This window comes from Symmachiella macrocystis (assembly GCF_007860075.1).
GTDB classification, from domain to species: Bacteria; Planctomycetota; Planctomycetia; order Planctomycetales; family Planctomycetaceae; genus Symmachiella; species Symmachiella macrocystis.
Genome location: NZ_SJPP01000002.1, coordinates 1,315,196 through 1,339,670, shown reverse-complemented (window position 1 = coordinate 1,339,670; position 24,475 = coordinate 1,315,196). Strand labels below are relative to the sequence as shown.

16 protein-coding genes are annotated in these 24,475 nt (G+C 55.6%); 15 read left to right on the top strand and 1 reads right to left on the bottom strand.

All coding sequences use genetic code 11. The annotated features are described in order from the left end of the window. Positions 1-39 precede the first annotated feature (39 nt). The 12 genes from CA54_RS23270 (at position 40) to CA54_RS23215 (ending at position 19,046) form a co-directional block, all read left to right on the top strand. A complete protein-coding gene (locus CA54_RS23270; protein WP_146373353.1) occupies positions 40-411 on the top strand; it encodes a VOC family protein in 372 nt (123 codons plus the stop codon). Between the two features lie 183 nt (positions 412-594). After that, a complete protein-coding gene (locus CA54_RS23265) occupies positions 595-1,329 on the top strand; it encodes an MBL fold metallo-hydrolase (protein ID WP_146373352.1) in 735 nt (244 codons plus the stop codon). A 23-nt stretch (positions 1,330-1,352) separates the two neighbouring features. Next, a complete protein-coding gene (locus tag CA54_RS23260; RefSeq protein ID WP_146373351.1) occupies positions 1,353-2,297 on the top strand; it encodes a methyltransferase domain-containing protein in 945 nt (314 codons plus the stop codon). 128 nt (positions 2,298-2,425) lie between these two features. Then, positions 2,426-9,301: an excinuclease ABC subunit UvrA gene (gene uvrA, locus CA54_RS23255; RefSeq protein WP_146373350.1), complete on the top strand. Its 6,876-nt coding sequence runs from the start codon at positions 2,426-2,428 to the stop codon at positions 9,299-9,301. 62 nt (positions 9,302-9,363) lie between these two features. Beyond that, on the top strand, positions 9,364-10,785 hold the full coding sequence (locus tag CA54_RS23250; protein ID WP_146373349.1) for a sulfatase family protein: 1,422 nt from the start codon (positions 9,364-9,366) through the stop codon (positions 10,783-10,785). Between the two features lie 254 nt (positions 10,786-11,039). Next, entirely contained in the window at positions 11,040-12,677 is a 1,638-nt protein-coding gene (locus CA54_RS23245; protein ID WP_197532755.1) for an extracellular solute-binding protein, read from the top strand. Next, complete coding sequence (locus tag CA54_RS23240) at positions 12,674-13,576, top strand: ABC transporter permease (RefSeq protein ID WP_146373347.1); 903 nt, start codon at positions 12,674-12,676, stop codon at positions 13,574-13,576. Before CA54_RS23245 ends, CA54_RS23240 begins: the two co-directional genes overlap by 4 nt. Before the next feature lie 200 nt (positions 13,577-13,776). Next, positions 13,777-14,517 (top strand): ABC transporter ATP-binding protein, encoded by a 741-nt coding sequence (locus CA54_RS23235; protein ID WP_146373346.1) that lies wholly within the window; start codon positions 13,777-13,779, stop codon positions 14,515-14,517. Next, entirely contained in the window at positions 14,514-14,792 is a 279-nt protein-coding gene (locus CA54_RS23230) for a MoaD/ThiS family protein (RefSeq protein ID WP_197532754.1), read from the top strand. Before CA54_RS23235 ends, CA54_RS23230 begins: the two co-directional genes overlap by 4 nt. 74 nt (positions 14,793-14,866) lie before the next feature. Then, on the top strand, positions 14,867-15,817 hold the full coding sequence (locus CA54_RS23225) for an AAA family ATPase (RefSeq protein WP_146373344.1): 951 nt from the start codon (positions 14,867-14,869) through the stop codon (positions 15,815-15,817). Continuing rightward, a complete protein-coding gene (locus CA54_RS23220) occupies positions 15,814-17,046 on the top strand; it encodes a DUF58 domain-containing protein (RefSeq protein WP_146373343.1) in 1,233 nt (410 codons plus the stop codon). Before CA54_RS23225 ends, CA54_RS23220 begins: the two co-directional genes overlap by 4 nt. Beyond that, the gene (locus CA54_RS23215; protein WP_146373342.1) at positions 17,043-19,046 is read left to right on the top strand and encodes a transglutaminase family protein; all 2,004 of its coding nucleotides are present in this window, start codon (positions 17,043-17,045) and stop codon (positions 19,044-19,046) included. Before CA54_RS23220 ends, CA54_RS23215 begins: the two co-directional genes overlap by 4 nt. Before the next feature lie 141 nt (positions 19,047-19,187). Here the strand turns inward: CA54_RS23215 and CA54_RS23210 are convergent, their stop codons facing one another. Next, on the bottom strand, positions 19,188-20,321 hold the full coding sequence (locus tag CA54_RS23210; protein ID WP_146373341.1) for an SGNH/GDSL hydrolase family protein: 1,134 nt from the start codon (positions 20,319-20,321) through the stop codon (positions 19,188-19,190). A 233-nt stretch (positions 20,322-20,554) separates the two neighbouring features. Between CA54_RS23210 and CA54_RS23205 the strand changes: the two genes are divergently transcribed. The 3 genes from CA54_RS23205 (at position 20,555) to CA54_RS23195 (ending at position 24,465) form a co-directional block, all read left to right on the top strand. Continuing rightward, the gene (locus tag CA54_RS23205) at positions 20,555-22,282 is read left to right on the top strand and encodes a DUF1549 domain-containing protein (RefSeq protein ID WP_146373340.1); all 1,728 of its coding nucleotides are present in this window, start codon (positions 20,555-20,557) and stop codon (positions 22,280-22,282) included. A 91-nt stretch (positions 22,283-22,373) separates the two neighbouring features. Next, positions 22,374-23,651: a DUF1501 domain-containing protein gene (locus CA54_RS23200; RefSeq protein ID WP_197532753.1), complete on the top strand. Its 1,278-nt coding sequence runs from the start codon at positions 22,374-22,376 to the stop codon at positions 23,649-23,651. Between the two features lie 49 nt (positions 23,652-23,700). Continuing rightward, positions 23,701-24,465 (top strand): class I SAM-dependent methyltransferase, encoded by a 765-nt coding sequence (locus tag CA54_RS23195; protein ID WP_146373339.1) that lies wholly within the window; start codon positions 23,701-23,703, stop codon positions 24,463-24,465. The last annotated feature ends 10 nt before the right edge of the window (positions 24,466-24,475 follow it).

Below are 24,475 nucleotides of genomic sequence, written 5' to 3'. Positions count from 1 at the left end.
GCCGGGGATCTTATTGGCAAATAACGGATCAAACCCTCCATGCGCATCGAACATTTCGCTATCTACGCCGAAAATACGATCGAATTAGCCGACTGGTACTGTGAAAAGTTCGGTCTAAAAGTCGTATTCCGTAATGAGCAGCAACCGCCGGTGTTTTTTGTGGCGGATGAAGCGGGGATGTCGATCGAGATCATCGGCCGTCCGCCCCGCGCTCAACCGATCGACTTCGGCGATGTTTTTCACTTCGCGTTCATCGTGGACGACTTTGATGCGACTGTGGCGGAATTGACGGAAAAGGGAGTCCCCTTTGAAGACGAAATTCAGTTTGCCGACGGAGCGGTCCGCATCTGCTATTTCGCCGATCCAGCTGGAAATCGCGGACAGGTTGTCTACCGCAGCCAACCATTATAAAGAGAAGCCGTAACATAAGAATCGTAGGTCATGCTGTGCATGACGATGCTTGGGCAAACGTCCATCTATCACGATTCGTCATGCACAGCATGACCTACAAAGACGTTAAGAGATTGCGACAAGACTGTAGGGCAGGAGCCTGCCCTACGCATTTGGCGAACCCCTGCAGTGGGAGCCGGTGAGATGAAGCTACAATTCTTGGGGACGGGGGGATATCATCCCACTGAGCAGCGGCACACCTCTTGCGTGTTGCTGCCCGACACCGGAATTGCGTTTGATGCCGGGACCAGTTTCTTTCGTGTTCCCAGCCGCCTCAAGACCGACGAACTCGACGTCTTTCTATCGCACGCCCATCTCGATCATATTATTGGATTGACCTATTTCATCGTTCCTCTATTGAGCGGTCAAATCAAACAGGTCCGCGTGCATGGGCGTACTCAGGACTTGGATGCCGTACGAACGCATCTGTTTTCGAAGCCGTTGTTTCCCGTTTTGCCCGAGTTTGATTTCCGCGAAATTCAACAATCGTATGCCGTGGCGGATGGTGGGACCTTAACGCACGTGCCGCTCAAACACCCCGGCGGCTCGTTAGGATACCGGATTGATTGGCCCAAGCAGTCATTGGCCTATTTGACCGATACGACGGTCGATCCTGATTACCTCGAATTTATTCGCGGCGTCGATGTGTTGATCCACGAGTGCAATTTCACCGATGACATGTCACAGTGGTGTGAGACCACCGGACATAGTAACACCTCAGCTGTGGCCCAGTTGGCGCGGGATGCGGAGGTCGGTCGTTTGTACCTCACGCATTTTGACCCGCAAAACGATGGCAACGATCCTGTTGGTTTGGAAATCGCACGCGGTATTTTTCCCGAGTCGGCGGTTGCCGAGGACCTGTTGGAAATCGAATTTTGAACCGTGCGGGAATATCGCAAAACGTGAACTCGACTTTTTATGAACAACTGCGCGGTCCAGAGTCTGGCGGGCAGCTACGGCCAGATGCTGAGCAATCCCAGCTCGTCGATGAGTCATCCGGCGATGCGTATCCCATCCTCGATGGCATTCCGCGTTTCGTCGCCTCGGAGCATCTCGCTAGTTTTGGGCTGCAGTGGAATAAGTACGAAGTCGCCCATGACGATGAAGACCGCGCCACGTTTCAAGCGAAAACCGGCATGCCGCTGGCGGACTTAACTGGGCTACGCGTCTTGGATGCCGGTTGTGGTGGCGGTCGGTATAGTAAAATCGCTGGCGAAGCTGGAGCAAAAGTCATCGGCGCCGATCATAGCACGGCTGTCGAAAAGGCGGCCCAATTGTGTGGGCACCTTCCCGATGTCAATTTCGTACAGGCGGATCTCAAGAAACTACCGCTTGAGCCAGCATCGTTCGATTTTGTGTTCTCCATCGGTGTCATGCACCACGATGCCGATACGCGGGCGGTGTTTGATTCGGTCGCAAAATTCGTTAAACCGGGCGGCAAAATGGCCGTCTGGTTGTATCGCCGCAATCAGTGGTGGCAAGAATGGATCAACGATTCCCTTCGCCGACGCACGACCACGATGCCCGCGGAAAAGCTCGAGCCCTGGTGCCGCCGCGGCGCTTGGTTGGGTGGCCTGCCGGTGATCGGCAAGACGCTGAATAAGATCGCCAACTTCAGCAATCACCCCAACTGGGAAAACCGCGTTTGCGACACGTTTGATTGGTACGCCCCGCAGTACCAATATCACCACACGGTCGACGAGTTGAGCGGTTGGTTTCGCGACGCCGGTTTTGAGCAACTGCGCGTCCTGCCGCCGGAAAAAACGGGCCGGTTCTACCGCTGGACGTATGAACGAAATCTGCTGATTGGCAGCGGAGTGAATGTGCAGGCGACGCGGGTATCGTAATTAGCTGGGTGGGGCGGAGATTTGCGACGGTTGTTGCCGTCGACACGCCCTCTATATAATGGGAGTGTTGTTGAGCGATCCCATCGCGTTTATCCCACCCCTGAAAATAATACCCCCGCAATTCCTCGATGTCCGAAACTAAGATCGTCGTTCGCGGCGCGCGAGAGCATAATCTTCGCGACGTGAATCTTACGATTCCCCGCAATCAACTTGTCGTAATGACCGGCGTCAGCGGGTCGGGCAAGAGTTCCCTGGCATTCGATACGCTCTATGCCGAAGGGCAGCGGCGGTACGTCGAATCGCTTTCCAGCTACGCGCGTCAGTTCCTGGGCCAATTGCCCAAGCCGGACGTCGACGCAATTTCCGGGCTTTCTCCATCGATTTCCATCCAACAAAAATCAACTGGCCGCAATCCCCGCAGTACGGTCGGCACGATCACCGAAATCTATGATTACCTGCGTGTCCTGTTCGCGCGGGTGGGGCAGGGATACTGTCATAAATGCGATCGCCCGATCACCGCACAAACGCCCGAACAAATTGCCGAGAACATCGCACGACTTCCCGAGGGGACGCGGTTGCAGATTTTGGCTCCGTTGATCAATCGGCAAAAGGGGGAGTACCGCGACCTGTTTGAGGATTTGCTCAAACAAGGCTATCTCCGCGCGCGGGTGAACGGCAACGTCGTCAACCTGACCGACGATCTGCAACTCGACCGCCAAATGCGACACACGATCGAAGTCGTGATCGACCGCTTGGTCATCGGTGCCAAACAACGCAGCCGACTGGCCGAAGCCGTGGAAAATGCGCTGAAGCTATCCGGCGGCAGTCTGATTGCTGCTCCCGAGTCGACATCGGCAAGGCGAGCGCGAAAGAACGCGCCACAGGCCGCCGACGAACGGCTGTACAGTTCGCACTACGCCTGTACAAAATGCGGAATCAGTTACGAACCTCCTTCGCCACAACTCTTCAGTTTCAACAGCCCGCTGGGGATGTGTCTGGACTGCAACGGCTTGGGGATGAAACATGATTTTAACCACGAGAAATTGATTCGCAACGACAAACGTTCCGTCGCCAAAGGGGCGATTGAACTGGTGGGGACGTTGGGGAAGATCGGCCGGTGGAAGCGGCATATTTATCGAGGAGCGGCTGCCTTCTTGGAGAAAGAACACGGCTTGCCTGCAGACTCGTTGCTCAAGACGCCTTGGCGTGATATCCCGGCAACGATCCAGAAGCAACTCCTCTACGGCACCGGTGATCGCCACATTACGTTTGCTTGGCGGCAATCGGGTGGGACGTGGAAACATGGCGGGGTGTGGGAGGGGTTTATCCCTGAATTGCTGGAGAGTTATCGCAAGGCCAAAAACCCAATGCGGCGGCGGCAACTTGAAAAGTATATGGAAATCGTCCGTTGCCCCACCTGTCGAGGAGCGCGGCTCAATCAACAATCGCGGAGCGTGAGAATCTCCTCCGCATCGTCCGCGTATCGCAAACGAAAATTGCCACTCAAATTATCGCTATCCGATGTCTGTGCGTTGAGCATTGCGGCAGCGGGGGATTTTTTCGAACAACTCGACCTCGACGACGCACGGCAGTTCATTGCCACGGAAATTCTCAAAGAGATCCGCGGGCGATTGGGGTTTTTGTTGCAATGCGGATTGGATTATCTCACGCTGGAGCGGACGGCGCCGACTCTTTCAGGTGGGGAAAGCCAACGAATTCGCCTGGCCGGACAAATCGGCAGCGGGTTGGTCGGCGTGCTGTATATTCTCGACGAACCGTCAATCGGCCTGCATCCGCGTGATAATACGCAACTGTTGAATAGCCTGTTGCATCTGCGCGATCAGGGCAATACGGTCGTGGTCGTCGAGCATGATGAAGAGACAATGCGCGCTGCCGACCACATTGTCGATTTCGGTCCCGGGCCGGGCGTGCGCGGTGGCGAAATCGTAGCGGAAGGTACGCTGTCGCAGATTCAAAAGGCCTCGCGCAGCTTGACGGGACAATACATCTCCGGCAAACGTCGGATTGAAATTCCGCAGCAGCGCCGCAAGCCGGGCCGCGCGAAACTAAAAATCGTCGCCGCTCAGCACAACAACTTGAAAAAAGTCGACGTGTCGTTCCCGCTGGGAGCATTCGTTTGCGTTACCGGCGTGAGTGGTTCGGGGAAGAGTTCGCTCGTCAACGACATCCTCTGGCAGACGCTCAATAAGCAAGTCAATAAGGGAAACGGCAAACCGGGGCGGCATGCGCGGATCAATGGGCTGCAACATCTCGACAAAGCGATCGACATCGACCAGTCCCCCATCGGCCGCACCCCGCGCAGCAATCCGGCAACCTACGTCAAATTACTCGACCATATCCGCGACCTGTATACTAAACTCCCCGAATCCAAAGTCCGCGGCTACAAACCGGGACGTTTCAGCTTTAACGTCGCCGCTGGGCGATGCGAAGCATGTGAAGGGTATGGATCGAACAAACTGGAAATGGATTTTCTGGCCGACGTCTGGGTGACCTGCCCGGTCTGCGAAGGCCGCCGATTTAACCACGAAACGTTGGAGGTTCGTTTTAAGGGAGCCAACATCGCCGAAGTGCTCGACATGGATGTCCAACAGGCGCTGGAGCATTTCCAAAATGTTCCCAAGATCGTCACCCTGTTACAAACGCTGCACGATGTTGGACTCGACTATCTGAAGCTGGGACAACCATCGCCCACGCTTTCCGGTGGCGAGGCACAACGCATCAAATTGGCCCGCGAATTGGGCAAACGTTCAACGGGCCGTACGATCTACCTTCTTGATGAACCAACGACCGGGCTGCACTTCGCCGATGTCGAAAAATTGTTGGAGGTCCTGCACGGGTTCGTCGAAGCGGGCAATACCGTGCTGGTCGTCGAACACAATCTCGACGTCATCAAGACAGCCGACTGGGTGATTGACCTGGGACCGGAAGGAGGGGAGGGGGGCGGAACCATCGTAGCCGAGGGGACACCCGAAACGATCGCCGCCTGCAAAAAATCCTACACCGGCAAAGCACTCGACGAAGTTTTGAATCCCAAGCCGAAACGTAAACGGACCAAAAAAGCGGGCCGCAACGGTTCTCTGGCTGCTCGTAAAAAACAACACCGTGAGATCATTGTCAGCGGAGCGGCGCAACACAACCTGCGGTCCGTGGATCTGAAAGTCCCTCGCAATCGCATGAGCGTCTTTTGCGGTCCCAGTGGCAGCGGGAAAACATCGTTGGCGATGGACACGTTATATGCCGAAGGACAACGACGGTACGTCGAATCACTCTCCGCCTATGCACGGCAGTTTTTGGGGCAGATGCCCAAACCCAAAATCGAACACCTCAGCGGATTGCCGCCGGCGATTGCCATCGAACAACGCTCGACCGGGCATACCCCCCGTTCCACGGTCGGTACGGTGACCGAAATCTATGACTACCTGCGGATTTTGTATGCGCGGCTCGGACAGCCCTATTGCCCCGACTGCGAAATTCCGGTCGCCGGACAAACCACCGACGAGGTCATCGAGAAAATTCTCGCCCATGAACCGGGTGCCAAGATCTTGGTGCTCGCGCCGCGAGAGGTCCGTGTTGGGGAATCGTTTGAGAAACTGTGGGACCGACTACAAAGTCAAGGTTTTCTCCGCGTACGCGTCGACGGCACAACCTATCGCTTGGACGACATGCCCGAGTGGGACCGCCGCCGCAAATTGCAGGTTGAAATCGTTGTCGATCGTTTGACCGTCAATCGCCGTACCCGTTCACGCATCGCTGATTCGGTTGAGTCAGGATTGGAATTGGGGCGCGGTTCGTTGTTGGTCGCGGTGTGCGACGAGGACCGCCCTGAACCACAGTGGCGCGTTGATCGCTTCAATCTACATTCCGCCTGCGAAAGTTGCGGCACCAGTTTCGAACAACTCACGCCGCACAGTTTTTCTTTCAATAGTTCGTTAGGCTGGTGCGACGCCTGTGAGGGACTGGGGACGCAACAAGGGACCAATCTCGCTGCGTTGATTGCCGATCCCAAACGGAGCATCAACGACGGCGCTATCGCCGTTTGGCCTGAGGTCAAAACCAACAAACAGTTCCAAAAGATTCTCGCGGCTCTGGGACGCGAATTCGGTTTGCCGTTGGATGTGCCGTTTCAGGAACTCGCGCCGCAGCACCAACGGTTGGTCCTCTATGGCAGTGGCGAACGCTGGATCGCGCTGGATGACAAATCGGGCGTTAAAATCCAATATAAAGGGCTTTATCCAGCAGTCGAGGAATCGACGCGGGTCTCGTTCGTCTACCGGCAGCGTTTGCGCGACATGATCGGTGAAACGCATTGTTCGATTTGTCACGGCAGCCGACTCAGACCCGATGCGGCGGCGGTGCGGTTGCTCGATAAAACATTGCAACAAGTCTGCGCCATGCCGCTACGGGACAGTCTGGATTTATTCAAAAACTGGAAACTCAACCGAGCGGAAAAACGTATCGCCGGCGATTTGGTCAATGAAGTGCAGGGCCGGTTATCGTTTTTGGTCGACGTGGGGCTGCACTATCTCTCGTTGGATCGCCCCATGCCGACGCTGTCGGGCGGGGAAACGCAGCGGATTCGACTCGCCGGACAGGTGGGACGCGCCTTGACAGGTGTGTTGTATGTGCTGGATGAGCCGACCATCGGTCTGCATGCTCGCGACAATGGACGGTTATTGGCGGCGCTGAAAAAACTGCGGGAATTGAACAACACGTTGATTCTCGTCGAGCACGACCGCGAAGTGATCACCGCCGCCGACCGGTTGTACGACTTTGGACCGGGCGCCGGGCGGCTCGGTGGAACGGTCGTGGGGCAGGGGACTCCCAAACAACTCGCCGCGAAAAAATCCTCGCTCACCGGTCAATACCTCTCGGGCCGCGAAGAAATCCCGATTCCCACCACGCGACGTATGCAAAATGGTGAGACCGTGCCACCGGGCGGTGGTTGGTTAGAAATTCGTGGCGCGCGGCATCACAATCTTCGCGACGTCGATCTGCGGATTCCGCTGGGGACACTGACTTGCGTCACCGGTGTCTCAGGCTCGGGTAAAAGTTCATTGATCGAAGACACGTTGGCCGTGGCTCTGTCACGGCGTCTGCATCATGGCGGGGGAATTCCCGGCGCGCATGACAAGATTGTTGGCATTGATCAAATCAATAAGGTGATCACCGTCGATCAACAACCACTGGGCAGCACGCCCAAGTCGAACCCTGCAACGTATACCGGTGTGTTTGATCACATCCGTGAACTGTACTGTCGTTTGCCCGATGCCAAGGTGCGCGGGTACCGGCCGGGACGCTTCAGTTTTAATAAACCGGGCGGCCGTTGTGATGCGTGTGAGGGGAACGGCGAACTGTGCATCGAAATGCATTTTTTGCCCGACGTCTGGGTCCGCTGTGATGATTGTAACGGACGACGCTTCAACGAAGAGACGCTGGCCGTCAAATACCGTGGCAAGTCGATCGCCGATGTGCTGGAAATGCCCATTGGAGAAGCAGCGGAGTTGTTCGAAAACATCCCCAAGATTCGCCGCTATCTGGCCACGCTGTCCGCCATTGGATTGGACTACTTGACGCTTGGCCAATCTGCGCCGACGCTATCAGGAGGCGAAGCACAGCGGGTGAAGTTGGCGGCGGAGTTGGCGCGTCCGCAAACCGGCAAGACGCTCTACATTCTGGACGAGCCGACAACCGGTCTGCACTTCGACGATATCCGCAAATTGCTCCGCGTGTTGGACAGTCTAGTCGAGGCGGGCAATACGGTGGTGATCATCGAACACAATCTCGACGTGATCAAAACGGCTGACTGGATCGTCGATATGGGCCCCGAAGCAGGGGGTGAAGGGGGACAGATCGTCACCGAGGGGACTCCCGAGACGGTGGTGAAGTATGCGATGGCCAAAAAACGTTCGAACCGGCCGCCCTCTTTTACCGGTGAGCTATTATCGCCGATTTTGGCCGCCGGCAAGCGGAGTGAACGCGAAGTCTTCAATGCCCGTGAGGCGGCGAAAAAACGGGCCGGGGATCTTGATATTGCCCAAATTGGCCGCAACGCCCAAATGCCGTGGAAAAAGGATGGCCGCGGTTGGCATACGCGGGACCGCATCAGTCACTCCGGAGCAGCGTGCCGTTGGGACGGCGCCGCGTTGGAGTACATCGTCGATCAACTCGAAGGCCGCCCGGGAATGAAACCGGTCAATTGGAATTCGCGAAGCACCGTGGAAATTGCCGGGCCACAAAACGGGCATGGTTGGTTTTTCCATGCACTGACTGGGGATGAATGGCTACTGTCGCTGACGTTTCGTGTGCCCAAAAACACCTTCTCGCGAGACGAATTGCGAGAACAGTTAGCGCTGGAATCGCTCGATGACCTCGACGAGTTACCGGTCTACGGCCGATCGGAGCGAGTGCGAGTCAAAAATCTCAAAGGCCCTTGGCAAGAAGTCAAAATCTCCATTCATTGGTTGCGCGAAGTCGTCACACCGGAGTTTCGTGAATTCCTCGATACAGCGGCAACAGCCTACGGCGAGAAAGTCACCGCTAAGCAAACCAACATCAATGACCTCACCCCTTGGAAAGTGCTCGGAAAGAAATGGCATCTTTCCCGTAAAGGGTTTCCTAGTGGAAAACGGGTGAAGTGGGCTGCCGACGTCCTGGACGAGTTGACAACTTTGCTCGAATGCTCACTGCCTCGCGCCGAGGTTGATTGGGGGAATAAGCAAGTCGTCTATTTCAAGCCGGCAGGCAGCAAAACGGTCCGCGCCTCGGTGCACACCAAACGACGCGGCGGGATCGACCTGTCTTTGTTCGTTGGGCGTGGGCAGTTTGCCCTAGGCAAGATTGCCGGCCTCGGCCGCGAACGCGAAATCGGCCTGCACTCCAACGGACAAGAACTGATCAAAATTCGCTTCGACAGCGCCGCCCAGGTCGCCAAGCCGGCCTTAAAAGAATTGCTCAGCGAAATCGCCGCACACATAAAACCATAACCTCGCACCCAACTGTCGGCTCCGCCGTCGTTCACAGCGACCAGCAATGGGAACCATGACCAATGTCTCAGGCCTATCTAATTCGAGGGACGGCGGCTCTGTTTGCAGTCCTGTTGTTTTTCGCTGGCAATTCCGCAGTAACTCATGCGGCGGACAAACCGAATTTCATCGTCATCTATTGCGACAATTTGGGTTATGGCGACATCGGTTGTTTCGGCTCAACCCAGCATCGCACTCCCAATATCGATCGCATGGCGGCCGAGGGTTTGAAGCTCACCAGTTTCTATGTATCGAGCGGAGTCTGTACCCCATCACGCGCGAGTCTAATGACCGGTTGTTATCCGCGGCGCGTCAATCTTCACGAAAGTGCAAAAGGCGGAATCGTCTTGCGGCCTGTCGGTCAGCGCGGACTGCATCCCGATGAAATCACCATTGCCGAAGTCCTTAAACAACAAGGCTATGCTACGGCTTGTATCGGCAAATGGCATTTGGGGGATCAGCCGCAGTTTTTGCCCACGCGGCAAGGCTTTGATCGCTACTTTGGCATTCCCTATAGCGATGACATGACGCAGCGTCCCGGCCAACCCTGGCCGCCATTGCCGTTGATGGAGGGGGAGAAAGTGATCGAAGCTCCTGTCGATCGCAATACGCTCACCAAACGGTATACCGAAGCGGCAGTAGAGTTTATTGAACAAAACCGAGACCGTCCTTTCTTTCTCTACTTGCCGCACGCCATGCCGGGGAGCACGCGGGAACCATTTGCTAGCGAAGCCTTTTCTGGGAAATCGGCGAATGGTGCCTATGGTGATTCAGTGGAAGAGATCGATTGGTCGACCGGTGAAATCCTCGAAACGCTCAAAGAACTTGGTCTCGATGAGCGGACCATGGTCATCTGGACTTCCGACAACGGCGCGCCACGACGCAATCCGCCGCAAGGCAGCAATCAACCGTTGGGAGGGTGGGGGTACACGACCCAGGAAGGGGGCATGCGCGTTCCGTGTCTTGTCCGCCAACCGGGTACGGTACCTGCTGGGGCAGTCAGCGATGAACTTTGCACGACCATGGACCTACTGCCGACATTTGCGAAACTCTCCGGAAGTTTCGCTCCAGAAAATCGCATCATCGACGGCAAAGACATCACACCCATATTGGTTGGCGACGACGACGCGAAATCTCCGCACGAGGCGTTCTACTACTATCAACGAGGGCAACTTCAAGCAGTTCGTAGCGGGAAGTGGAAGCTGCATCTGGCGCTGCCCAAGCCCCGTGGTAAAAAGCAACCGCGCACGTTTGCCCTATACGATGTCGTTGCCGACCTTGGTGAAACCACGGATCTCGCTGATAAGCACCCCGGCATTGTTAAGAAACTGCAAAGATTTGCGGAGGCCGCGCGCAAAGACCTTGGTGATGAGGGGCATCCGGGAAAAAACCAACGCGCAGCGGGGCATGAGCCTCATCCTACGCCGCGGGAATTGACCCGGTAGTAAACTGGTTGCTAGCGGTGATGCTGACGAGAATCGATGCCGTTGAATCGTTGCTGGTGATTGCCTATGCTGGCATTTAGCGGAATCGATTTTGCCGGATGTATGGACATTCTCCACAGACGGTTTCCCACCAATTCGGAAACAAGTATACTCCAAGCACGGGCGCTGTCATGATCCTGGCTTGAAGGGTCACGATAAAAACAGTTGGCCATCCCCGAGTCTCACACCACTTGCTAATGCTTCCGAGGTCTCCCATGCGTCGCGATACGGAATTTGTCCTAACGAGCCGGCCCGGTGCGGTAAATAGCTTATATCTATTTGCCGTCATCGTGTTGCTTGTCCTGCTGGGATTGGGCTGGGTGTTGGTCGACATGGGAGCTGTTCAGACGAAGAGCGGTGATGAGTTGTTTATGTATTGCGCAGCCGGCATGCGCGTGCCGATTGAAAAAATCGCCGCTGACTACGAACATGAATTCGGCGTCCCTGTCCGTGTCACCTACGATGGTTCGAACACATTACTCAGCACGATCACAGCGCATCAAAAGGGAGACCTGTACCTTGCCGCTGATGATTTTTACATCAATCAAGCGCAAGACTCAGGGCTTGTCCAAGAGATGTTGCCGTTGGCAACCATGCGGCCGGTCATTGCTGTTGCTCAGGGAAACCCCAAAAACATCCAAAGTCTCGACGACCTCTTTCGCGACGGCGTAAAAACTGCACTCGGAAATCCCGAGCAGGCAGCGGTTGGGAAAATGACCAAGAAGCTGTTGGTTGATTCGGGCGACTGGGAAAAACTATCGGCGCACGTGACCGAGACCGGCGTGTTTGAGCCAACAGTTCCAGCTGTCGCCAATGCGGTTAAAGTGGGCGCCATTGATGCAGGGATTATTTGGGATACCACTGCCAAAATAATCCCCGGATTGGATTATATTGCTGTTCCCGAACTCGATCCCGGGATCTCTGAAGTCACCTTGGGTGTGCTCACCAGTTCGAAGCAACCGACCGCTGCTTTGCATTTTGCGCGGTATGTGGCAGCGCGGGAAAAAGGACTGCCCGTCTTCTCCCAGGGAGGCTGGGAGGTCGTTGACGGGGATGTTTGGTCTGATCGTCCCGAGTTGACGTTCTATTGTGGATCGGTCAATCGCCGCGCCGTCGAACCAGTCCTCGAAGCGTTTCAAAAACGCGAAGGGGTCGTGGTGAATACGGTGTACAACGGGTGCGGGATTTTAACCGGTCAGATGCGAACGATTGTCGATCAAGATCAAGGTAAAGGATTTCCCGACACGTATATGGCGTGTGATGTGTATTATCTCGACACGGTCAAAGAGATGTTTCAAGACGCTGTCAATGTTTCCGACACGGAGGTGGTCATTGCTGTCCAAAAGGGCAATCCCAAGAATATTGCCAGTCTGCAAGACTTAACTAAGCCCGGCATGCGAGTCTCCGTGGGGCAACCCAGGCAATGCACCATCGGCGTCTTGACCAAGCAGCTGTTAGAAAAAGAAGGCGTGTACGATGGGGTGATGGACAACGTGGTCACGCAGACCACCACCTCCGCATTGTTAGTCCCCACGGTCGCCACCGGTTCGCTGGATGCCACTTTGGCCTACGCGACCGATACCTTAGCCGAAGGGGATAAAATCGATGTCGTGCGTATCGAATCGCCTGCCGGCAAGGCGGTGCAGCCCTTTAGTATCGCTCGTTCCAGCGATCAAAAATATCTATCCCGCCGCTTATACACAGCGATCTCCCGATCCAAAGACCAATTCGAAGAGGCGGGGTTTCATTGGCGGTTGGATGACGTAATCGGCATCGAGGGAGCCGAACAATTGCCGGGATCACAAGGGACTGACTTTCTTGACCCACCCGCTAAGATATCACCCCCACAATGAGTTCCACCACTCCACCACCGGCTACGCCGGTCATTGTCGACGAACACCGCGTAGGTTCTGATGCCCCCTTTTTTGCGATGCTGGGGGTGATCGGTGGTGTCTATGTGTTGTTGTTGCTCGGCTTATTGTTGGCGGATGTTAGTTATATGGTGAACTCCGATTCGGCTGATGCGGTCGAGTTGAGTCCCACTCTGGAACCATGGCGTCCCGTGTTACGCCCCGTGTTGCCGATTCTCGAAGTGTTGCGGCAACCGCCGATTCAATATTCCATTAAGCTCACACTCGTCTCGTGTTTATTCACGGCCTTGTTGTCGTTAATCGTGGCGGTGCCGATCGGCTATTTGTTATCGCATTTTCGCTTTCCCGGCCGCAACCTGCTCGATGCGCTGCTGGACATCCCCATCGTACTTCCGCCGCTTGTGGTGGGGTTGAGTCTGTTGATCCTGTTTCAGTTTGCTCCATTCAGTTCGATTTCCGAATGGGTTGTCTTTGAAATCCCCGCTGTGATCCTCGCGCAATTCATGGTCGCCGCCGCTTTTGCCGTGCGAACGATGCGGGCCACGTTCGATCAAATCGACACCCGGTTGGAAGACATCGCCCTCACGCTTGGCTGTACGCGGGCGCAAGCATTCGGCATGGTTGTGCTGCCGCAGGCTCGGCAAGGCATGCTGACTGCGGGAACTTTGGCATGGGCACGTGCGATGGGAGAATTCGGACCGCTGTTAATTTTCGCCGGTGCGACCCGCAACAAAACGGAGGTCCTCTCCACAACCGTCTATTTTGAATTTAGCATTGCTAATCTCGAAGGCGCTGTTGCGGTGTCGCTGATTATGGTTTTCGCCGCCATCATTGTGCTGATCATTGCCCGCGTGTGGGGGTCAAAAAATATCACGATTTGACCTCGCGCCGGCAGGTGCCAATTGCGTCCCGCCGCGATTTCCCCCATCATAGATGGCAAGGAGGACTGAGTCCTCGATCTCCACCCCGTTCCATGTTGAGAACAACCGTTGTGCCCTTCAACGGCCCTACCGAGTTTTTCAGATCCTGAAAACTGCGCAAACAATTCCCGGTGTTTCACGTAATAGATCAATAGCTGATTGTGATCAAAATAAACGACCTCTCAATTCGACAAGGCGATTTCACGCTCGAGAACATCAGTTTCGAAGTGCCGACGGGACACTACGCCGTGCTCATGGGAAAAACCGGCTCCGGTAAATCGACGATCCTCGAAGCCATCTGTGGTTTACGATCCATCCGCAGCGGACGGATCGACTTGGGTGGCCGAGACGTGACCGGACTCAAACCAGGAAGCCGCGGCGTGGGATATGTTCCCCAGGATGCCGCTTTGTTTATGTCGATGTCGGTCCGTGACAACCTGGCGTTCGCCTTGCGAATTCGGAATTGGAAAAAAGCGGCCATCAACGAGCGGGTTGATGAATTGGCACAGATGTTGGGGTTGGAGCATCTTTTAAACCGGATGCCGCACGGTCTGAGCGGCGGCGAAGCGCAGCGTGTGTCACTGGGGCGGGCCTTGGCGTTTCACCCCACAGTGCTTTGTCTGGACGAACCGCTCAGTGCGTTGGACGAATCGACCCGTAAAGAGATGTATAAAGTATTGGAATCGGTCAAAGCCCGCGCCGGCGTGACGACGTTGCACGTCACGCACCATTCAGGCGAGGCACAGCGTTTGGCGGACAATGTTCTGAAACTTCAAGCCGGCCGAGTTTTGGATACGACGAAAGCTGCGACCGACATTTCGATTCCGGTTATGCCTTCTTCCGCAGACGACACATCGCGCAGTCCCATCTCCCGGCAATCGATTTCGGAGTCTGAATCGTGAATGTCACCGTAGAATATGCGGCTCAAGTGAAAAAGGCGGCTGGTATTGCGTCGGAAAGCTTGGACGTTGCAGAAAACTCGACCGCGCAGGATGTCGTCCGCCAAGTGGCGCACACGCATGGGGGCGGGCTAGAGGAGCTGATTCTTGATGGCGAAGACAATTTGCATCCTTCCATCCTGTTGTTTGTCGGCGATGATCAAGTGGCATGGAGTCTCCCCGTCTCTCTGCGTGATCGTGATGTCGTAACAATCCTTTCGCCCGTATCGGGGGGCTAACCAGCCAATCAGGTACAAATTGTGCTACGTTGTCCGGATCGTTCAATCCACTGCACCTGCTGTTGAGGTAATGCATGAGTACGGAAACGAGTTCGGATTTGTCCGCCAAGGTCCAGTCCCTGCATCAAAATCTGGCCACCGTCATTCAGGGCAAAAGCGAAGTCCTGGACATCTTGGTGATCGCCCTGCTCAGTGGCGGTTCGGTGCTCATGGAGGATGTGCCGGGCGTGGGGAAAACCACGCTGGCCAAGGCGCTTGCTAAATCGATCGACGTTGAGTTTCAACGTGTGCAATTCACACCCGACCTGCTGCCCAACGATATTCTCGGCTCATCAATCTATAACCCCGTCGATGGTACGTTTACGTTTCGAAAAGGTCCGGTCTTTTGTAACGTGCTGTTGGCCGATGAAATCAACCGCGCGTCGCCGCGAACGCAATCGGCCTTGTTGGAGGCGATGAGCGAATCGCAGGCCACCATCGAAGGGATGCAGCACGATTTGCCGGCGCCGTTTATTGTCCTGGCCACACAAAACCCCGTCGACTATCACGGCACCTATCCACTTCCCGAGGCGCAGCTGGACCGGTTTCTCGTGCAACTTGATCTGGGATATCCCGATGCACAGACCGAAGTCGATATCTTGTTCTCGCAAGCGGAACGGCATCCGCTCGAAAATTTGGAATCGGTCCTGTCACACGAAGACGTCCTGCAACTGCAGGCGGCGGTCAAACAGATTCGCGTCGACGAATCGGTCGCACGTTATATCGTGGATCTGATTCAACAATCGCGCAACGACAGTCGGTTAAAACTGGGCGTCAGTCCTCGTGGATCGTTGATGTTGTTTCGCGCGTCGCAAGCAGCTGCGTTTGCCGCGGGGCGCGATTACGTCTTGCCCGACGACGTGCAAAAACTCGCCCTGCATGTCCTGCCGCATCGCTTGATATTGACCTCCAAAGCAAAATACGGCAGTGATAACAAAAAGGAAATCGTTGCCGAGATCCTCAAACATGTGCGAGTTCCTACATGAAAGACCCATTGATCGTGCCGGGGTGGGTGTTTGATGCTTGGCGGTTCAAGGTCACGCAATCCGCGCGGTACTTGCTGTATGTTTCGGTGCTTGCCGGCATGGGATCGATCTCCGTCATGGTCCCGATCTACCAAGTCTTTTGTGGCCTCGTCGGCCTGTTGGCTGCAGCGTGGCTTTGCGGCATTATCATGAGCCCACGCGTGACGATCCAAGGCCGGTTTCCTGAAAAAACGACTGCTGGAAATCCTGTCACCGGTCAGTTCCAAGTGACCAATCGCTCCCGCTGGTCAATTTATGACGTCGCACTGGGGGTCTTTCATTTGCCGCAGTCCCTGCGTCAAACCCAGCGCGATATCCCGCTGTCTACGCTGCCCAGCAAGGAGACCGCCACGTTACCGGTCACCTTGCACGCTTTTCGCCGCGGGTTTTACGAGTTACCCGATATCCGTGCTTACACGCTGTTTCCCTTTGGGATTTTTCGCAGCGGCAAAGCACGCAAACCGCTCTCCTCCTTGTTGGTCCTACCCAGCTATCACCCGGTGGCTGGGATTGATGTTCCGGTGGGGCATCGTTATCAACCCGGCGGTATCGCGCTGACATCCAACATCGGCGAATCCCCCGAATATATTGGCAATCGCGAATACGTCTCGGGCGAACCGATTCGGCGACTCGATTTTCGCTCCTGGGCGCGGTTGGGCAAACCGGTCGTTCGCGAATTCCACGAAGAATACTACTGTCGCATTGCGCTGATCTTCGATACCTACATTCCCGCCGGACGTAAGCCGACCCGCGAAGGATTTTTGCAGCTCGAAGCCGCCGTGAGTCTGGCCGCCTCCGTCGCCGGCGCATTGTCGCATGGAGAATACATTATCGATATTTTCGCCGCGGGACCGGAACTGTATGTGTTTCGCGCCGGACGTCATACAGCGCACTTTGACAACGTGCTGGAAATTCTAGCGTGCGTCGATGCCTGTCGCAGCAACCCGTTCGATACGATCTCCCCCGCTGTGTCGGAGGAACTGGGAAATATTTCCGCCACGATTTGCGTGTTCCTCGATTGGGACGCGTCGCGACAGCAGCTGGCCCGCCAAATCGTCGAAGCGGGAAGCAGCCTAAAAGTCATGATCGCCCGCGATGGCGAAACCACCGTTCCTTTGCATGCCGCGGAAGGTGATGTTTCGCAATACTCAGTGCAGCAAATCCAAAATGGAGGCTTGGAAATACTGTGAGCGCCCAACGCCTCTTTGGATTTCTGAGCATCGCGGTCCAAGTGACCGTACTGGGCTATTTTTCTGGGACGTACGTGTTCCCTGTCTGCATTGCATTGATTGCGTTTTCCGGACTGTTCGTGAAGCAGCGGATCTCCATCAACCGCCGACTGGGGTTTTGGATCACAGTGGGCCTGTTCCATTTATTTGTCGCCAAGAATTTCATCGCGCCGCACGACTTCACTCCCGCGCAATCGTTCATTCGGACTCCGCTGGCATATGCGATCGGACAGTTTTTTATCGTGGTGCAAACTGCGCAATTCTATATTCGCCGTGAAGATGATCGACTGCCATTGAGCATGCCCGCCTGGGGAATCGCTACGCTGGTATTTCTCGGGGATGTCCAGCCCGACTACAGGCAGATGCCCTATTTCCAAGCTGCGGTTCTTGTATTTCTAGCGTTAGCCACGTTGTTTGTTTCCTCAAGTCGTCACTTTCGCGCCCAGCAACTCGACACACGTCGGTGGAGTCGACTGGTATCGATGTTTTTGACATTGGGACTGGCGCTTGGTGCGGGATGGGGAGCGTCGGCGGCATTGCGGCAGCACGAACGTGAATTCGATGATCTGATATCGCGATACCTAATTCCGGATGATCCCCCGACAACGGCTGGCTTTTCAGGGAATTCTCATCTGGGAAGCATCGCAGCGACGAAGTCGAATAATGAAGCACGAATTGCACTCAGGGTCTATGCGGAGGAGTCTCCCGGTTATTTCCGCGGCGCGGCTTTTGATCATTATCGCAACCCTTCATGGGTAGCAAACCGCGGAGACAGCGACGTGCCGCGCGCTGCGTCGCTGCCTTCGGGCATTTCAACGCCGCCCGGAGAATATGAGTCGTTTTTGATTTCCAAAGCGGGATCGGGGAAATGGATGCAATTCGAGGTCTGGCCCGCAGCGTCTCAGACGCCGGCCGTCTTTTCGCCGTTGGGCACGGCTCTCTTGCAGGCCCCCATTTCTCAACTCTCCCGAAATGCCGACGATGTGTTCCATGCGCCGGATTTGCTACAGGGCATTCCCTTTCATGTGGCGACTCAACAGCAAAAACCTCTGATCGAGCTTTCACCGTCCGATCGAGAACGCCTCACACGCATTCCTGATCGATTAGATCCGCAGGTCGGCAGGTTAGCTGAGCAAATCGGCGGAGAATCTCATTCCGCAGCAGAGAAAATCGCCGCCGTCAAATCCCATTTTTTGACCAACTACAAATACCACGTGGGGATCACCATACCGACTGGCGCTGAACCGCTCAGCTATTTCTTATTGGAAAAGCCGGACGCCCATTGTGAATACTTTGCTTCAGGCACCGCCATTTTGTTGCGATACCTGGGAGTTCCCTGCCGGTATGTGACCGGATTCGTGGTTTCTGAAAAAAATGTCGTGGGCGGGTTTTGGGTCGCCCGCAACCGGCACGCACATGCCTGGGTCGAAGCCTACGACGATCAACAGGGATGGGTGATCGTCGAAGCCACGCCCCCAGACGGCACTCCCGAAACCAACCCGGCACCGCTGCCCAAACAATTTCTTGATTATCTCCGCGAAGGTTTTCTGTCGCTGCGAATTCAGCTTCAACAAGGTTATATCCGCATCGCCCTCCGTGCATTATTTCAATCGCGGGCGTTTCTGGTGACCTTGCTCAGTCTGTTCGTCTATGTCTTATATCGCAGCTATCGCCGACGAACCCCGACCAGTCGCCGTCGGAAAATCCCCGACCCGCGCGTTGACGAACTCCAACGGTTGCTCAAAAAAATGGATGCTCGCATGCGCAAACACAAACTGCAGCGCAGCGCCGGTGAAACGTTGCACCAATTCGCCGACCGCGTCGCACGCAACGCCACTGACCAGAACCTAGAAGCCGCTGCCCTGTGGTACCGCTGTTATGCCGACGCTCGATACGGCGGAGACTCCACTCCCGAATCCCTCAAACACCTTGAGAACGGCCTGAAGCCCGCCACGTCCTAACGCCGGATTACCAGATTTTCATACGTGGGTGCCACTGGCTCTGCCAGTGCAACTTGAGATGAGTGTGCTGCTTACAAAATACTGGCAAAGCGAGTGGCACCCAGTCCCAATCAATAGGTCAGGACGATTGATACGTCTCGCCTACTGTTGTTTTGACAACAACGGCCGCAACACTTCCTCAAACGCATTTGCTTGGCGATAGAAACCCAAGTCGGTCGGGTGAGAACTGTCGACCGTGTCGTCGCCATCCGCCCCCAACAAATGCTCGCCCGGCAAATAGTGCAAACCGTTGATCCCCGCAGCCGACAATCGCTCATAGCCTTCTCGCAACGCGCGGCGACTCGCTGCATGCCGGGTTTGTTTTTTAGGATAGAGAAACGCGTTTGCGTAGGTGCGGTCTTCGACAAGCAGTATCGGTGTCTCAGGCCGGGCAGCTCGCAGTTGTTTCACCAAAGGTTCAATGCGCTGCGAGATTTGTTTGGACTGCATATTTGGTAGGCAGTCGATGATATAGACCGCGGCATCCAGCTCCGCCATCAGTTCGCCAATTTCAGGATCCATCGTACCATTGCCCGAAAACCCGAGATTGATCACCGGATACCCCAGCCGCCGTCCCAGAATCGCCGTATGCACCATGCCCGGCCGTGAGGCACAGGCGCCGTGGGTGATGGAGGTGCCGTAAAAGACAATCGGTTTGCGCGACCAAGGCTGGGCTTTGGCGACCGTGCTCCCTGCCGGAAATCCCAATTCCACCTTAGTGACGCTGTTATACAGCGGGAAGTAAAGCAAATATTCTCGCTCTTTCTCAGGAATTCCTGTGATCAATTTGACGCTGTTCTTCTGCGCTTTGGGCATCCCCGTGGCTGCCCACCGCCACTGGCCGTCGTCGGTTTTGACGTACAGATCCAACCCGCTGGCACCCGAGGCTGCCATGTGCGCCAATGCCAATCGCGACGAGGTCAGCTCCCACCGCGCGCTGAGCGTGCCCGCATTGGTCTTGAACCGCACGCACAGGCCGGCGGAATTTCGACTCAGATTCCAAACAGGAGGCCGCACCACCCCTTCGGCCTTAGCCGGCAGCCGGTCAAACGGCGATTTGGTCTCCGTCCACCCCTGTCCCTCGATGCCAAACACGCGTGCGTCGAACCACCGCACGCCGTTAGCATCGGTCTCAACCGGCGAAGGTTCAAACGTCTCCGCAGCGGCTGACGGCGAAGTCACCAGGGCGAATAAAACGGTAAAGCTCACATATCGTAATCTGGAAATTGGGGACATCTGTCGAAGGGCTCCTGAAAAAAAACTGTGGATTGCTGTGGTGTACTGTAACGCCGGGAGGCACGAGGGGAAATGAATGTGGTCGGGCGTCAGCTCTGGCCCGAATTCCTCTGTTTTTCGCCACTCGCATCCCTTACAATAAAACGACAGAACTCTCTGTTTGCGATCTCAAGCAACCCTTAAATAAGGTGAGACGATTCGTGATCCTGAACTGCCTCCGATCAGCGAACCGCATGTTATGCCGCCGCGGCTTAGCATTTTCATTCTGCGTGCTCATCGCGTCCGCTGCAGCCCTCCCAGCGGCTGATCGTGATAAATCGCAGGAGCAGGGCGATACGCCAACTTCCACAAAGCTCCGCAGCCGCACCACGAGCAAGAAACCCTATACAACCGGCGCCACCGGTGAGACCGCTCGCATTGCTGCCGAAATCGATACGCTGATTCGTCAGTCCTGGACCGACAACGAAATCCGACCTTCGGCCGAGGCGGACGACGCGGAATGGATCCGCCGAGTGCATCTCGATCTGGTCGGCCACATTCCCACGCTGGAACAAACCAAATCGTTTTTAGCCGATCGGGACAAAAACAAACGTTCTGCGATGATCGATCAGTTGATCGACAGTTCAGATTTTGTCGACAATTGGACAACGATCTGGACCAACCTCAGCATCGGCCGTCAGACACCGCGCCGTACCAGCCGGACGGGAATGGAATCCTTCTACCGACAGGCGTTCTCAGAGAATCGGCCTTGGAACGAAGTCGTCCGCGATATCATTTCTGCTGAAGGGCATTATGAAGAAAATGGTGCGGTCAATTTTCTGCTCGCACAAATGACGGCCCGGGATGAAGCTGTCCAAGCGACCGCCAAGACCACCCGGCTGTTTATGGGCATTCAGGTGCAATGCACGCAATGCCACAATCATCCATTCAACAAATGGAAGCAGGACCAGTTTTGGGAGTTCAATAGCTTCTTCCGCCAAGCCCGTCGCATCGACCACCGCAAACTCGATCCCGACACCGGTCGGATGGTCGACGACTATTCCGAACTGGTCAATCGGGGCAACGTCGAAGGTCCCGTCTATTTCGAGAAACGTAGCGGCCTGATGCAAGTCGCCTATCCCAAGTACCAAGGCAAAACGGTCGATCCCGGTGCGGACACCAATCGCCGTGAAGTCTTGGCCAAGTTGGTCACCACCGTCGATGAATCCTCGCTACAAAGTTCCGGTGCCCGGCCAATGATTGCCGATGCATTGGCGAATCGTCTCTGGGGGCATTTCCTCGGCTTTGGCTTCACACGCCCGGTGGACGACATGGGCCCACATCAACCGGCCAGCCATCCTCGTGTCCTGGAACTGTTGGCGATTGAATTTGCCAAGCACAATTTCGACGTTCGCGAACTGATGCGTTGGATCTGCAATACCGAGGCCTATAACCTCTCCAGCAAATTTGGCCCCAAAAATAAAATCGATGACCCGGCGATCGGTGAAATGCCGCTGTTCAGCCACGTTTATATGAAACAGATGAACGCCGAACAGTTGTTCGATTCGCTACTGGTTGCCACAAACGCCCACCAATCGGGGCAAACCGATTTGGAAAAATCCAAACAACGGCGACAAAATTGGTTGCAACAATTTGTACGGACATTCGGCACCGACGAAAACGACGAAGCGACATCGTTCAACGGTTCGATTCCACAAGCCCTGATGATGATGAACGGTGAACTCATCGAAAATGCGGTTTCCGCCAAAGAGGGGAGTTTTCTCCACTCAGTCCTGGCGAATTCCGATAACGATTCTAAGAAGATAACGACGTTGTATTTGACCGCACTCGGACGCCGCCCGCTGGGCAAAGAACAAAAAGCCGCCCAACAACTGATCAACCGTTCCAGCGACCGACTGACCGGCTACCAAGACCTGTTTTGGGCGCTGCTCAACTCAAACGAATTCATTCTGGTCCACTAACACCGCCCACAAAAAGGGTGCCACTGGCGGCTTGCCCGCCAGTGCCTTCGAAGTCAACCAAAAATCCCACAACTCTCATTGGTGAATATCCATGGCACGCTCCGAATCGAATATCCCCCGCGGCATGTCGCGACGGCATTTCATGCGTCACCTTTCGACCGGGGCGATGACGCTCCCCGCGCTACAATTCATCAACAACCTCAACGCGCACGCCGCCGATATCAAGAAGAATCAAAAGTCATGCATCCTGCTGTGGCTCGGCGGGGGGCCCCCCACGATCGACATGTGGGACCTCAAACCGGGCAGCAAAAATGGCGGCGAATTGTCCCCCATCGCCACCACCGGGGACATGAAAATCTCCGAGGCACTGCCCAAAACCGCCCAACAGATGAAGCACCTTTCGCTCATCCGCTCAATGAGCACCCGCGAAGCGGACCATGGCCGCGGACGATATTACATGCACACCGCCTACGTCCCCAATCCGACCGTCGTGCACCCCACGTTCGGCTCGGTCGTCAGTAAGGAACTGGGCGAACAACGACCCAATCTCGAAATCCCCGCTTTCATCTCCATTGGCGGCGGTAGCGAAGGACCGGGATTTCTCGGCATGGCCAACGCCGCCTTCAATGTCGACAGCTCCGGCAACATCCGCAACGCCGGCGGCGGGGGCTGGGCGAAGTCGCGGTTGAATAACCGGCTGTCGATGCTCAACGTGGTCGAATCCAATTTCATCAAATCCGGCCGCGGCGGACTGCCGCAAGATCACGCCGACGTCTACCACAAAGCCGTCAGCCTGATGACCACCCAGCAACTGGCCGCTTTTAAAGTCAATGACGAACCCGAACAGATCCGCGAAGCGTACGGCAACGACGGTTTCGGCCGCGGCTGTCTGCTCGCCCGCCGACTCGTCGAATCGGGCGTGCCATTCGTCGAAGTCAATTCCGGCGGCTGGGATCTGCACATGGGGGTCTTCGATGCCCTGCGTGATCAACGTCTCCCCGCACTCGATCAAGGCTTAGCGGCGCTGACGGCTGACTTGGCCGATCGCGGCCTGCTGGAGCATACGGTCATCGTCTGCATGGGCGAATTCGGTCGTACGCCGCGAATCAATCAAAACGTGGGCCGCGACCACTGGGCCGCCAGTTGGTCAGCCGTCATCGGCGGAGGCGGTTTAACCGGCGGCATCACCGTCGGAGCCACCGACAAAGACGGCATCGGCATCGAAGGCAAAAGCTACCTCCCCGGTGACCTGTGGGCCACCGTCTCCAAAGCCCTCGGCATCCCACTGGATATCGTCTACACGACAAAGCGCAAACGCCCCATGAAAATCGCCAACGGCGGCAAACCCATCGCCGAACTGATCTCATAAATTGCATCGCGACGCTCGAAACTTCAATTGCGATGAATGGAATCTGACGATGCGCGACTCCGTTTCCGATTATGACCGGTTTGGGGGGAGTTATCAGCACAACCGCCGCGGGGATCCCGAGATTCTCGCGCAAATCGAGTCTGAACTTGGCGACGCACGGAGCGTGTTGAATATTGGAGCCGGTACGGGCTCATACGAACCAACCGACCGTTACGTCGTTGCCGTCGAACCCTCCGCAACCATGAGACGTCAACGTCCGCAAAATCTTTGTCCCGCACTAATTGGAACAGCAGAATCGATCCCGTTTGACAATGAATCATTCGACGCCGCTCTAGCAATTCTAACGATTCATCACTGGCCAAATTTGAACGAGTGTCTCCGCGAAGTCAGACGCGTGACTGCCGGGCCGCTGATCATCATGACCTTTGATCCCTGTGCCGAGACTGAGTTTTGGCTGAGGGACTATCTCCCCGAAATGGAAGATGTGGAAAGGTCTCGATACCCCGAAATTCAAGTCGTACAAAATGCCGTAGGCGGCGAATGCAAGGTTATTGATTTTCCCGTCTCTTTGAACTGTCGCGACAAATTTCAGGTGGCGCTCTATGGCCGTCCCGAAGAATTTCTGAAACAGGAGGTGCGGAATTGCCAATCAGCATGGAAGTTTCTTCCTGACGGTTGTGAGGAGCGCTTTGTCAGAGACTTAAGCAGCGATATCGAGTCGGGACGCTGGGACGAAAAATACGGACACTTTCGCACGCGACCCGCCATCAATTGCCAATTGCGACTTGTTGTGTCGCGGCCCAATGACCTTTGATGAATACAAT

What these genes read in the sequence shown, in the direction of transcription:
- CA54_RS23270 (WP_146373353.1), top strand. Translation starts at nt 40, where the DNA reads ATGCGCATCGAACATTTCGCTATCTACGCCGAAAATACGATCGAATTA.
- CA54_RS23265 (WP_146373352.1), top strand. Translation starts at nt 595, where the DNA reads ATGAAGCTACAATTCTTGGGGACGGGGGGATATCATCCCACTGAGCAG.
- uvrA (WP_146373350.1), top strand. Translation starts at nt 2,426, where the DNA reads ATGTCCGAAACTAAGATCGTCGTTCGCGGCGCGCGAGAGCATAATCTT.
- CA54_RS23250 (WP_146373349.1), top strand. Translation starts at nt 9,364, where the DNA reads ATGTCTCAGGCCTATCTAATTCGAGGGACGGCGGCTCTGTTTGCAGTC.
- CA54_RS23245 (WP_197532755.1), top strand. Translation starts at nt 11,040, where the DNA reads ATGCGTCGCGATACGGAATTTGTCCTAACGAGCCGGCCCGGTGCGGTA.
- CA54_RS23240 (WP_146373347.1), top strand. Translation starts at nt 12,674, where the DNA reads ATGAGTTCCACCACTCCACCACCGGCTACGCCGGTCATTGTCGACGAA.
- CA54_RS23225 (WP_146373344.1), top strand. Translation starts at nt 14,867, where the DNA reads ATGAGTACGGAAACGAGTTCGGATTTGTCCGCCAAGGTCCAGTCCCTG.
- CA54_RS23220 (WP_146373343.1), top strand. Translation starts at nt 15,814, where the DNA reads ATGAAAGACCCATTGATCGTGCCGGGGTGGGTGTTTGATGCTTGGCGG.
- CA54_RS23210 (WP_146373341.1), bottom strand. Translation starts at nt 20,321, where the DNA reads ATGTCCCCAATTTCCAGATTACGATATGTGAGCTTTACCGTTTTATTC.
- CA54_RS23205 (WP_146373340.1), top strand. Translation starts at nt 20,555, where the DNA reads ATGTTATGCCGCCGCGGCTTAGCATTTTCATTCTGCGTGCTCATCGCG.
- CA54_RS23200 (WP_197532753.1), top strand. Translation starts at nt 22,374, where the DNA reads ATGGCACGCTCCGAATCGAATATCCCCCGCGGCATGTCGCGACGGCAT.
- CA54_RS23195 (WP_146373339.1), top strand. Translation starts at nt 23,701, where the DNA reads ATGCGCGACTCCGTTTCCGATTATGACCGGTTTGGGGGGAGTTATCAG.